Here is a 12,226-nt window from a genome sequence, read left to right as displayed (position 1 = left end):
CGCGGAGTGGAGAGGGGGCTCATGTGGTGCCTTCCCGAGGTGAGGGGTTCGTGTCACCTCAGGAAACGGGCGCGTTCTCACCGGTCGGATCACCGCGGTCAGCCTTGCGTCATCACAAGGTGAGAACGCTTCCACCGGTGAGTCACCGCCAACCTCACCAGTCACACATCGGTTATCCCCACCGCAGGTCAGTGCCCTGGACGACGCGGAACTCACCAGTGCTGTCGCGGGTCACCGGTGAGGTCGGAAGGGAACTCACCGGTGCGCGATTGCCCATTTCGGACACTGATGAGCCGACCCGCTGGAGTGCTCGCCTCGACATGAGTTCATCAGCCACGCCTCGGGATTCGCGTCGCGGACGAGAGGGCACGTCGGGCCGGCCGCGGCCTTCGCGGCGTACGTGCTCGCCCACTGTCAGCCGGCGGTCGGGAACGCCATCAGATCGTCGCTCGCCGGGGAGACGCCGATGCCGGTGAATCCGCTGACGAGGTACGGGGCGATGCCGGGAGGCGTCGGCAGGTCCGTGCCCGTGCGGGAGTCCAGCGTCACGGTGACACCTCCCGAGCGTGCACTGGCATAGACCCGCCCGTGCCACACGGCGGTCACCGTGGGAGAGATGCGACCGGCGGCCTCGTCGGGCAGGCGCCACAGGCTTGCCCCCGTGGTGGCGTCGAAGCCGAGGACCTGTTCCCGGCCGAAGCACACGAGTGCCCGGGCGACCGCCCTGGTCCAGCTCGCCGAGGAGATGCCGCCCGCGGTGCTGGCCCCGCTCCTCGGGCTCCACGTCATCACCGCGCTGCACTGGCGCCGCCGAGCCGCAACCGACTGGACCGCCTACCTCCAGGCACGCCAGCGCGCGCTCGCGGACAGACGATCACGGTCCGGGCCGTGATCGTTGCCGGCCTCGGTCATCCAGGTCTCGCAGGTGGCGTGAGAGGAGAGGCCGCTTCAGCCGGTTCCGGTGGGGGCGCAGAGGCAATGCAGCAATGGCGCTAGCGCAGGACTGGGCGGTTGGCAGCCTCATACTCGTCCGCGATGGTGAAGACGCTGGCGCATCTCGGGCACTCGGCCTTGCCGAAGAGATGCGCGATTCCTTCAGCGAGTGCGACTTCCTCGTCGCGGACAGCGATCTCGTGCATCCACCGGCCGACGCCCGTGAGCTCCTCGCCGGGCCTGGGCCGCAGATCACGCCGGTCCACGTCGCCCAGGTTCCAGTCCCGGATCGCCGAGTAGCGCCCGTAGTCGCCGATGGCGACGGTCACCTCCACACCGCAGTGAGGGCAATGCAGGTCGTAGAAGTCGTCCGCGAAGTCCCCCAGGACGTTGGCCCAGTGGTACTGCTCCTCGACTGCAAGCAGTGCGCGGAAGGTAACCAGGTAATCGGATGGCCGCGACTGCAGGTGCCAGTCCAGGAGAGCGCCGAACTTGGCGATCACGTCGGCGCTCTCATCCAGTAGTTCGTCGCTGCCATGGTGGCTCGCCGCACGCTCCATGATCTCGCCGGCTAGGTGGCGTGCCTCCCTGTTCCCCGATGCAAGGCGTACCAGCAAGGGCAGGGCAGCGATGCTGGCGGGCGACAGCAGGTCATGCTCGAGGATCAGCCGGTGTCCCAGCTCCGTCCACGCATCCGAGTCGTACTCACGCTCCACCCGAGCGAGAAGCTCAGGGACGCGATCTACGTCAGAGTGACAGTCGTACATCCGTGCCCAGTTCACCACCCAGGCATTGAACCGTCCCGCGAGCTTCGAGTCGACTCTGGACCCCAACGCCTTCCCGAGAGACATCGTCAACTTGGTGCCTGGCTTCGTGGGGTGTGCGCTCCCGGCCCTCCCAGACACCGACGTCGTCGCCCAGGGGAGTCGTACCGACATCGGGGGAATACCGCACGCTTCGAATAGCGCTCCCCGCCAACTGGCGCCAGTTCGTGGACCGCGGCCCGCCGGGAGGCTTACGCCAACGACCTCGGCCAGGATGACAGCCTGGTCGCGGTGACGGCACGGTCGAACCGCCAGAAGTCCGACCAGGATCCGTTCGAGTGGCTGCCTCCGTCCTCGGACGCGCTGTGCCGGTACGCGGCGGAGTGGACCGCGACCAAACTCCGCTGGAGCCTGGCCGTAGACGAGGACGAAAAGCACCGCCTTCAGTTCATCGCAGCCGGCTGCGGAGGGAACGACGTCACCTACACCCCCGCCCCCTAGCCACATCGGCTACGACGGAGGGACGGGCCGGAGCCGAGAGCATCCGACCCTCCGGGCGGTTGACTCGCCCTGGGCGGAACGCCGGCTCGGGACACCCTCGACGGTGCAGGGATATCGGCGCCCCGGTGACCAGGGCGGTGACTTTCCCGGTGAGTATCGGTAGTGGTTCGAACTCCCCACCGCAGGTCAGAGCCGTGCACGCGGGGAACTCACCGGCCTGGCCCGGGGGATCCGGTGACGTTGACCGTGCTCCACCCCCTCGGGCAGGTCGGTGCACCGGCCCTGCTGTGACATCACCGGAAAGTTCACCGCCCGCGAATTGCTCCCCGGGCGGTCCCCGGGACGGCGTCCGAGGGGGTGGTTCGCGTGTGCGGCCCGGCTGTGTTGGGGCACTGCCCCAACCGGTGATCGCATGGTGATGTCACTGGTGTCTCACGGCTCCAGGCGAGGGCCCTCTCCTTGCCCGCCTGACGTCGGTCGGGCGGGCAGGGCGTCGGCTCACATGAGCCGACCCCCTCAGCCGCGGCCTGGAACCGCTTCTGGTCGGTTACGCGGTGGTCACGGTCGTGCGCGTCCATGACTGACGCGCACCCATGGACCGGACCTCGTAAGCCTGGAAAGACAGGCTCCGGCTAGGGCTTCTGCTGAGCCTGTTGGAGTGCGGTACGGCACGGGACGCAGAGCGAGTTCGCTCCGACGCCGTAGCGGCAACAGGGCTGACGGCTTCTCTGCACTAGTCAAGGTGAGCGGATCTGGACGGCATCATCATAATCCGGGGCGCGACAGCTGGCCCTGTTTACGAGGAGCAGAGCGGGAGGCACCCCGCGGCGGCCTTCGTCCGTCCGCGTTGTGTCAGGGGCTCGGTTATGAGGCGAACCGCGCTTCAGCGGCGGCGCGTACCTTGTGTGTCTCCATAGGGTCGTCGCGGAGTACGGCGAGGCGGTGCAGGGTCTGCGGGTGACGGGGTGCCGAGGCGATACCCAGGAGCCGCGCCCGTTCCTCACAGTCCCAGAGCGATTCGGTGTACGCGTCGTCCAATCCGGAAGGGTCGATCGCGGCGAGCGCCATCAGGTAGTCAGCGCGCTCGTACGAGTGCGGGGTGTGCCGCCAAAAGCGCCAGAGGACGGGCACAGCGTCGGTGGCCTCAGGACCGAAGAGCGCCAGTCTCCTAGGACTTGTCCGGCCGATCATGTGCGGAGCCAGATGGTGAGGGCTGCGGCGGTGGCGGTGCCGAGGTAGACGTAACGGCGCTTGTCGTAGCGGGTGGCCACCGCCCGGTGCTGCTTCAACCGATTGATAGCCCGTTCGACGGTGTTGCGCTTCTTGTACCGCTCCTCGTCGAAGCCGAGCGGCCGCCCGCCGCGTGAGCCTTTGCGGAGGCGAGCGGCCTTGCTGTCGGTCTTCTCCGGGATCGCGTGCCGGATGCCCCGGCGCCGTAGGTACTCACGACAGGGCCCGTTGCTGTACGCCTTGTCGGCCGCGACGCTGTCGGGCTTCTTGCGGGGGCTGCCGGGCCCGAGCTTCGGGACGCGGATCTTCTCCAGTACCGGCGTGAACTGGGTGCAGTCCGCCCGCTGACCTGGCGTGACGATCAGGGACAGCGGGCGGCAGCGGCCGTCCGCGCTCAGGTGGAGCTTGGTGGTGAACCCGCCGCGCGAGCGGCCCAGGCCCTCACCTCCAGCACCACCTCCACCAGGCGGGCGACGAGGCTCTGCCACGACGTCTCGTCCTGATGTTCTGAGCCTTCGGCCCCCTTTGAGGCGGGCGCCGGCGGCGGGTCGGTGCGGGCACCCGCCGCGTGCTGATGCGCCCGCACGATGGTGGAGTCGACCGAGACATCCCAGTCGATCTCGTCGGCGGCGTCGGCCTCGGCCTGGACCTGTTGGAGCAGACGCTCCCACGTCCCGTCGGACGACCACAGCCGGTGCCGTTCATAGACCGTCTTCCACGGCCCGAACCTTTCGGGCAGGTCCCGCCACTGCACGCCGGTCCGTACCCGGTGCAGAATTCCGTCGATCACCTGACGGTGATCCCGCCACCGGCCACAACGCCTGTTGCTGACCGGCAGGAACGGCCGTAGCCGTTCCCACTCGACATCACTCAGATCACCCCGCCCCATGTCCATATCAACGGCCCTGGACACGCGGTAGTCACACGGTCGACCGGACAGGTCCTAGCCGGACGGCCGGATCGCAGCGAACCGCGCACTCAGGGCGGGGCCAAGGTGGTCAACAAGGCCATATCCGGGCTGATCAGGCCATGGGAGATTGAAGAGGAACGAGGTGGTAACCACCTGGCCCACTTCAAGGACATCGAGTCGAAACTGCTCTTCTAGGAATCGCAGTGTGACTTGCCAGTCCGTCGTGTCTCCTCCGAGGAAGGACTCGACGGTCTCCTGAACGACATCCCAGAAGAAGACGTGGGGCAGGACACCGTCCTCGTTGAAGACGTGCGCTTCAAACAGGTCCTTGAAGCCGGGCGCAACCGCGACCAAGTCCCGCACCAGCTGAACGTCCCGTTCCATGTCACCCCCTCCCCAGGCACTCAGGATAGATCCACTCCCGCATCGGCGGTGATCGGCCGGACAAGTCCTAGCCGTCGTGTCGGGACCGCACCAGTCGCGCGCCTGCCACTGTTCCGCGATTTCGGTGACGAGCCCCGGCAGCGCCTCACGCCCGGGGTGGTCGGACAAGACGTCTGCCCCCAGCTGGGCCAGCCACTCCCGCCTGTCCCCGGCCCACGCGCGCGCCGTCGGCACAGCGAGGGCACCAAGGCGGTCGACCGCCCGCCGGAGCATCGGCAGGGACCGGCGGCCGTCCGGGGTTCCGAGCGAGGGCACGAGCGGGATCAGTCCCTCGGCCGGTTCCCGCGCGCCCAGCGCACGCAGCGCATCGATTTTCGTGTTGAACTCCGTGCCGTTGGCGGCCAGCAAGGCGAGCAACTGCTCATCGCTCAGCCCGTCAAGGGACGGCCGCGGAGGGAAGCGGCGGCCCGGTACCTCGATCCCGAAACGGCTCCACAGCTCGAAAGACCACGGAAGATCCTCCTCCCCGGCGATGCGGGCGCGCGCGACGTCGCCCAGGTCCTCCCACCATTCGGCCGGCCATCCATCCGCGATCGATTCCAGTACGGAAACCCAGTCCTTGCCGTCCCGGACGTATGCCCGAAGCCCCTCACGAGCCTCCTTCGAACCGGCGAGGGCAAGCCGCTCCAGCACGTTGGCGGCCCGCGAGGACTCCTCGTCGTCCCCCCCTCAACTGGTCAACGACCGGCGTCGGCGACAGCTTCAGATCGTGGATCAGCCGCGCCTGATAGAGGTAGCGCGTGTCGGTCTGGTAGTCCCACTTCCAGTCCCGGTGGATCCCGTCGTACACGAAAGGCGCGGCGGCCTCAGGTTCATAGACTGCGTGCTGCGCCTAGCCCCCGGCCGCGCTGAAGCAGCCCTTCCAGCGTGTCGTGACGTGCATAGGACAGGGTGCGGGACGTCTCATCGTGATAGCTCATCACGCCACACCTTGCCCGGCCGCGGGCGTGGTCGCCATGCGTTATCGGTCCGGCCCCTGGTGCAGTTAACACGTCACTTCGCTAAGGGGCCGATCTGGGCCGGGGGACAGCTGAGGGCGGGCACTCTGGCTGGGGTCTGGGGGGTGGTCATGGACGGTTCCCTTCGGATGGCGGCAGTGCTGGCAAGAACGTTTTCGCGCTGGCTATTCCCTTGTCGGCGCGTTTGGTGCTGGTGGCGAGGGCGGCGGGGCGGAGGGTGCCTGGGCCGTAGCGGGCGCGGGCGCGGTCGGTGACCGCTTCGATGGCCAGGGCGCGGTCGTCGCCGGGACCGAAGGTGAGCTGCTGGGTGGCCTCGCCGGCCGGGCGGAGGTCCTGGGCGCGCAGGCTGATGATGCGGACGCGGGCGCGCTGGAGGGCGAGCAGGCCGTACAGCTCGTACGCCGTCGTGGCGATCGCCCGGGTGTGGGCGCTTGCTTCGGTGAGGGTGCGGCTGCGGGTGCTGGAGCTGCGGTCGGCGTAGCGCACGGTCAGGGCCAGGCCGCCGGCGGCCTGCCGCTGGTCGCGCAGGCGGGCGGCGACTTCCTCGGCAAGGGACAGCAGGGCTCGCCGGTGCTCGACCGGGTCCAGGACGTCGTGCTCGAAAGACCTCTCCGCGCCCAGCGACTTCGCGACCGGCTGGGTCTGGACGGTGCGCAGGTCCTGGCCGCGGGCGTGGGCGTGCAAGGCCCGGCCGGCGGCGGCGCCGAACAGACGGACCAGGGTGGGCACGGGGGTGTCGGCGACGTCGCCGATGGTGTGCAGGCCGTAGGTGCGCAGCTTGCCCGCGGTCGCCGGGCCGACCCCGTGGAGCGATGCCACCGGGCGCGGCCGCAGCCACCGTTCGATGTCCTCCGTTTCGATCACCGTGGTCATGCCGGGTGGGGTGGCCGCGGCCACCATCGCTGCGAGCATCCGGTTGGGGGCGATGGCGCAGGTCGTCTGTACACCGTGCAGGGCCAGGGTGCGCAGCCGCAGGAGCGTGGCGAGCTCGGCGGGGTCGCGGTCCCAGTAGCGCAGCGCCCCGGTGATGTCGAGGTGCGCGGCGTCCGGCGGGAGGGCCTGCACACGCGGCGTGATCCCTTCCGCGAGGGTCAGGAGCTGCGCGTACAGGTCGGCGTCGACGGGGTGGGGGAGGTGGAAGTGGGCGTGGAGGATTCGGCGCTGGTTCATGGCGCTCACCCCGGACTTCCGGGGCTGGTGTACCCGAGGCTCTTGAGGTCGGCGGCCCGGCTGCCGGCGGGCTGGAGGTCTGCGTACGGGTGCAGGCGCGCGCCGGTGGTGCCGTTGGCCAGGGTTCGGGCGGGGGTGCCGCTCTGGGCGGGGGTGGGGGAGAGCTCGTTCTGGCCGAGGAGGGCGAGGACGGCTTCGGGTCCGTGGTCGCGGCGGGCGGCGGCGAGTTCTTCCAGGTTCCACACCATCTGCCCGACGACGGTGCGGCGCGGGCCGCGGGCTTCGACCGTGCCGCGTACGAGCAGCAGGGCGGAGTGGAAGACGGTGTGGGCGACGGCGTCGTGGCTGTCCTCGAAGAAGGCGATGTCGACGAGCCCGGAGCCGTCTTCCAGGGTCACGAAGATGACGCGCTTGCCCGAGGGGATCGGCGGGGTCTGCGTGGATGCGCGCACGCCCGCGACCAGGACCTTCTGCCCGGGATGCATCGCCTTGAGGTGGGTGGCGTCGGTGGCGCCAATTTCGCGCAGGAGCCGGTGGTGGTGGGTCATCAGGTGTTGGGACACGTCGATGGACAGCACGCTGATCTCCGCGTTCAGAGCTTCGCGGCTGGTCATCTCCGGCAGGCCGGAAGGATCGGCGGTGACGAGTTCCCCGCCGAGGGGGAGTTGGCCGTCGGCCGGGCGGGCGCGGGTGTGGGCGTGGAGCTCGGCGGTCTGTAGCAGGAGGTCGCGGCGGGTGAGTGGGCCGCGCAGCGCGTCGAGCGCGCCGATCTGGATGAGGCGCTCGGCGATCGGGAGTGCGGGGCGGGCGCGCTGCCAGAAGTCCTGGAGACCGGTGTAGGGCTGCCCGGCCGCGATCCGGGCAACCTGGTCCTCGCTGATGCCCTTCACCGACGACAGCGACAGCCGCACCCCCCACACCCCAGGCTCGGTCTGCTCGATGCGGTAGTCGGCGGCGGAGCGGTTCACGTCGACCTGGAGAACGGGCACGTCGTGGCGGCGGGCGTCGGAGACGATGACCCGCGCCGGCCACATCCCCGGGTCGTGCTCCAGCAGCCCCGCGTACAGGGCGGCCGGGTGGTGGGCCTTGAGCCAGGCGGACTGAAGCGCGGGGACGGCGAAGGCGACCGCGTGCGCGCGGCAGAACCCGTACGCGCCGAACCCTTTGATGATCTCCCACACCTCGTCCAGCACCAGGGGCGGATAGCCGCGGCCGGCGGCCTCCCGCTTGAACCAGCCCTCCACCAGCGGCAGGCGTTCCTTGTCGGCGAGCGCCCGGCGGGCGACCTCGGCGAGCGCCCTGTCGCAGCCGGTCAGGACGGCGAACATGTCGATGATCTGCTCGTGCCAGATCGTCACCCCGTACGTCGACGCCAGCACCGGGACCAGGTCCGGGTGCGGGTAGCGGGGTGCGGCGCCGTGGCGGGCGGCGATGTAGAGCGCGGGCATGCCGCCCTTGACCGGGCCCGGCCGGAAGAGGGAGATGTCGGCGATGACGTCTTGGACGTCACGCGGCTGGAGCCGGCCGACGAGGTCCTGCTGGCCGGGCGACTCCAGCTGGAACATCCCCACCGTGTCGGACCGGCGGATCAGGTTGAAGGCTGCGGGGTCGCCGAGGGGGACGTGGTCGGGGTTGTCGAGGTCGAGCTGCCGGCCGGTCGTGCGCCGGACTTCCTTGACGGCGTGGGCCATCGCGGACTGCATCCGCACCCCGAGCACGTCGAGCTTGAGCAGGCCGAGGTCCTCGACGTCCTCCTTGTCGGCCTGGACCATCGGGTACCCGCCCGGGGTCGGCTGCACCGGCACCCGCTCCAGCAGGGAGGAGTTGGACAGGATCACCCCGCACGGGTGCATCGCGATCCCGCGCGGGAGCGCGTCCAGGCCTTCGGCGAGCTCCCACAGCGGCCCAAATGAGCGGGCCTCCGCCGCGAGTTGCTTCAGCTCCGGCAGCTCGGTGAGCGCGTTGCGGATGTCGCAGGCTCGGATGTGCGGGAAGCTCTTCGCGATCCGGTCGATCACCTGCGGGGCGATACCCAGCGCGAGCCCGGTGTCCCTGAGGGCGTGCCGGGCCCGGTAGGTCTCCGGCATGCCCGTCACGGCGACCCGGTCGGTGCCGAACCGCTCGATGATCCGGTCGTAGACCTCCAGCCGGCGCGCGGACTCTACGTCCACGTCGATGTCCGGCAACGATCGGCGCCGCACCGACAGGAAGCGTTCGAAGAGGAGGTCGTGGTCGAGTGGGTTCGCCGTCGCCACAAACAACGAGTGGTTGACCATCGACCCGGCACCCGACCCCCGGGCCGCGACCCGGATGCCCATCGCGCGGACATCCGCGACGACCTGGGCGACGGCCAGGAAGTACGCCTCGTACTCCAGCTTCCCGATCACCCCGAGCTCGTACTCCAGCTGCCCGACCGCACGCCGGTCCCGATCCAGACCACGCGCGAACATGCCCGCCTCGCACCGCTGCCTCAACAGAGCCATGGCCCCGCCCGGCCCCGGCTCGGCGCCGACGACCTCGGGCTCGGGGAAATGCGGCCGCCCCAAACCCAGATCCGCGACCGGATCGACCCGGCACTCCTCGCCGGCCCGGACGGTCTCGGCGAGCAGCGCGGCCGCGCGGCCCGGCCCGGCGCCGGACGCCTCCGCGATCCGTTCGGCGATTGTCTCCATGGCGGTGGGGTCCTTCAGCCAGCGCTCGCCGCAATCCAGCCGGCGCCGGTCGATCGGCCGCAGCAGCCGCCCCGCGTCGAGGACGTCGGCGATCCGATGCTGGCCGGGGTCGGCGTAACGCACCGCGTTTGTCAGCACCGCGGGAACGCCGAGCCGGTCGGCGAGACCGAGCGTGCGCGCGGCCAACCGCAGCGTGCCCGGCCCCGTACCGGGAACACCCCAGCACACCGTCTCCAACCGCAGGTTCGCACCGACCAGCTCCCGCCACGGCGCGATCAGTCGCTCGGCGAAGTCCGGCCGACCTGCCGACAAGGCGCGCACCGGCTCGGAGACCGGTCCCAGCAGGACCAGCAGCTCCGCGTCCGCGTACCGGCCGAGCGTCTCCCACGACACCACCGGTAGCCCGTCCCCGGCGCCCGCATGCGCGGCCGACACCAGCCGACACAGCCGCGCCCACCCCGCTGCGCTCCGTGCGAGCAGCGTGATCCGCAGCGGCGGCTCCACCACGTGCGCGCCACCGCGCACCGGTGTACGGGGCCTCCCCGTGGAGCCGGTGGCGGGCGGGGAGTGGGGGGCAACGGCAACGGCAACGTCGACGCCGAAGACGGGCCGAATCCCGGCGCCGGCCGCCGCCTTCGCGAACCGCACCGCGCCCGTCACGGAGTCCCGGTCGGTCAGCGCCAACACGCCGATCCCGCGTTCGGCGGCCCGTTGCACCAGGTCACGGGGGTGGGAAGCGCCGTAGCGGGCCGAGTAGCCGCTCGCCACGTGAAGGTGAACGTCGTGACGCATGCCCACCTCCCACGAACGAACAGTTTCAGCCGATATGGCCGGAACTTCTCTCTCCACGGTATCGAACTAAAATCGAACAGCGCGAATCCGTTACTCCGAAGCAGGGATGCGATTGCCGGGCGGAGGTCGTCAGCTGGGAAGCCGAGGTGTCTTGGAGGAGGCGGCAAACATGGCTCGTCCCGTATGGGCCGGAAATTTGGCATTTGGCCTGGCAAGCCTGCCTGCGGGCCTCTACACGGCCACGGACACCCGCGCCATCCACTTCCACCAACGCCAGCGCGGCACCGCCCACCGGATCCACAACCGGCGGGTGAACGAGCGCTGCTCAGTCACACGGGTGGATGTGTGACTCACGATGATCATCCGTCCTGCCCCCGCCGGTGAGGCATCGGGGGCAGGGGCGTGCGATGGTGCTGATGGGAACCGGCGACGATGACGGACATCCCCAGACATGCCCCGGACGGCGCACCGGTTCAAGCCGGCCGGGTCCTGTCACGCGCGGGATCCAACCGCCCCCGACCCGACGGTGCCGCGTGGGGCTTCGGGCCCGAGTCCGTCGAGGAGTGGAAGGGAGGGTGATGGTGCTGCGGCCGCCGGTCGCGCCGATGCTGGCGCAAGCCGCAGAGACGATCCCGACCCCGCCCCGCTCCGGGCCCGGGCTCGCGTACGAGCAGAAATTCGATGGTCACCGGCTGCTTGTGTTCACCCCGACCGGCCCCGGTGGGCGGGTGCTGCTCCAGACCCGCCGCGGCGCCCTGCTTCAGGAGGCGTTTCCCGACCTGGTGGCCGCCGCCTCGCGGCTGCCCGACGGCCTGGTCCTGGACGGCGAGGTTCTCGCGTGGGACGTCGAGGCGGAAGCGCTGTCGTTCGAGGGGTTGCAGCGTCGGGCCGCCGCTCGCGCCCGCACCGCCCCCGCCCTCGTGACCCGACTGCCCGCCCTGTACGTGGCCTTCGACGTTCTTCAACAGGGCGGCGTCGAAACGCTCACGCTCCCGTACCGGGAGAGACGACGTCGCCTCGAGGTGCTGTTCGCCGCCCACGCCCTGACCTCCCCGTGGACGCTCTGCCCGATGACCACCGACCACGCCACCGCGACGCAGTGGCTGGACACCTGGACCGAGGTGGCGGGCATCGAGGGAGTACTGGCCAAGCCCATGGGCGCGCGCTACCTCCAGGGCCACCGAGGCTGGATCAAGATCAAAAGACGCGACACCACCGAAGCCGTCATCGGCGCGATCACCGGCACCCTCACCCGCCCGCGACTCCTCGTCCTGGGCCGCCACGACCACGACGGCCGGCTGCGCGCGGTCGGGCGAACGGTGACCCTGCGCCCGGAGCAGGCCCGCCAAGTCGCCGAGCACCTGGCCCCGGCCGGGTCGGGGCATCCGTGGGACGGGGTCCGGTTCGCCGCCGCGTGGGGGTCCCGCGACACCCTGGACACCACCCTCGTCCACCCCACCCTCGTCGCGGAGATCAGCGCGGACCGCGCCGTCGACCGCGGGGGCGTCTTCCGCCACCCGCTGCGCTTCAAGCGGCTGCGCGCGGACATGGGCGCGGCGGACGTTGCCCGCTTCGGGGCCGGCCCGACGCCGATGATCGGGTGACGACGTCGGGCCCGTCTGGGACAGTTGGGCGTGATGACGCGGCTCGCTGGTTTCGCCGTGGTCGTCCTCGGACTGTGGATCGCCCTTACCTCGATCGCCCCGGCTGGCCGTGCCGGCGGTCTGATGGTCGCGACCGCCGGCGCGGCCGTCGTAGCGTTCCCGACTGCGGCGTCGGCGCTGTATGTGGCTGTAGCCAACTGGCTTCCCCCGATGCTGCGATCGAGCCGGCCGGGCTTTCGTGAACTCG

At 70.3% G+C, this 12,226-nt stretch carries 8 protein-coding genes and 1 pseudogene; 3 read left to right on the top strand and 6 right to left on the bottom strand.

The window, feature by feature from the left end; all coding sequences use genetic code 11:
• Positions 1–414: 414 nt before the first annotated feature.
• Positions 415–549 (bottom strand): hypothetical protein, encoded by a 135-nt coding sequence (locus ACFY0I_RS34275; RefSeq protein WP_388903155.1) that lies wholly within the window; start codon positions 547–549, stop codon positions 415–417.
• 112 nt (positions 550–661) lie between these two features.
• On the opposite strand from ACFY0I_RS34275, the gene ACFY0I_RS34270 reads away from it, so the two are divergent.
• A complete protein-coding gene (locus ACFY0I_RS34270; protein WP_388903153.1) occupies positions 662–892 on the top strand; it encodes a hypothetical protein in 231 nt (76 codons plus the stop codon).
• A gap of 100 nt (positions 893–992) precedes the next feature.
• Here the strand turns inward: ACFY0I_RS34270 and ACFY0I_RS34265 are convergent, their stop codons facing one another.
• A complete protein-coding gene (locus tag ACFY0I_RS34265) occupies positions 993–1,784 on the bottom strand; it encodes a hypothetical protein (protein WP_388903150.1) in 792 nt (263 codons plus the stop codon).
• A 126-nt stretch (positions 1,785–1,910) separates the two neighbouring features.
• Between ACFY0I_RS34265 and ACFY0I_RS34260 the strand changes: the two are divergent.
• Positions 1,911–2,198, top strand: a pseudogene (locus ACFY0I_RS34260) (HNH endonuclease); the annotation flags it as partial.
• A gap of 1,187 nt (positions 2,199–3,385) precedes the next feature.
• Here ACFY0I_RS34260 and ACFY0I_RS34255 read toward each other — a convergent pair.
• From ACFY0I_RS34255 to ACFY0I_RS34240, 4 genes are all read right to left on the bottom strand, one after another.
• A protein-coding gene (locus ACFY0I_RS34255) for an IS5 family transposase (RefSeq protein WP_388903148.1) occupies positions 3,386–4,317 on the bottom strand; the annotation gives its coding sequence in 2 pieces (ribosomal slippage) (positions 3,386–3,982 and positions 3,985–4,317; 930 coding nt in all).
• Between the two features lie 54 nt (positions 4,318–4,371).
• Positions 4,372–5,415 (bottom strand): hypothetical protein, encoded by a 1,044-nt coding sequence (locus ACFY0I_RS34250; protein ID WP_388903146.1) that lies wholly within the window; start codon positions 5,413–5,415, stop codon positions 4,372–4,374.
• Positions 5,416–5,849: 434 nt separating this feature from the next.
• Positions 5,850–6,911: a hypothetical protein gene (locus ACFY0I_RS34245; RefSeq protein ID WP_388903143.1), complete on the bottom strand. Its 1,062-nt coding sequence runs from the start codon at positions 6,909–6,911 to the stop codon at positions 5,850–5,852.
• A gap of 5 nt (positions 6,912–6,916) precedes the next feature.
• The gene (locus tag ACFY0I_RS34240; RefSeq protein ID WP_388903140.1) at positions 6,917–10,375 is read right to left on the bottom strand and encodes a DNA polymerase III subunit alpha; all 3,459 of its coding nucleotides are present in this window, start codon (positions 10,373–10,375) and stop codon (positions 6,917–6,919) included.
• 578 nt (positions 10,376–10,953) lie between these two features.
• Between ACFY0I_RS34240 and ACFY0I_RS34235 the strand changes: the two genes are divergently transcribed.
• Positions 10,954–11,979, top strand: coding sequence for an ATP-dependent DNA ligase (locus ACFY0I_RS34235; protein ID WP_388903138.1), 1,026 nt, complete (start codon positions 10,954–10,956; stop codon positions 11,977–11,979).
• The last annotated feature ends 247 nt before the right edge of the window (positions 11,980–12,226 follow it).

The sequence above is a fragment of the Streptomyces sp. NPDC001568 genome (genome assembly GCF_042893755.1).
In the GTDB taxonomy this organism is placed as follows: domain Bacteria; phylum Actinomycetota; class Actinomycetes; order Streptomycetales; family Streptomycetaceae; genus Streptomyces.
Note: the sequence above shows the minus strand (reverse complement) of the source record. Positions and strands in the feature narration are given on the sequence as shown.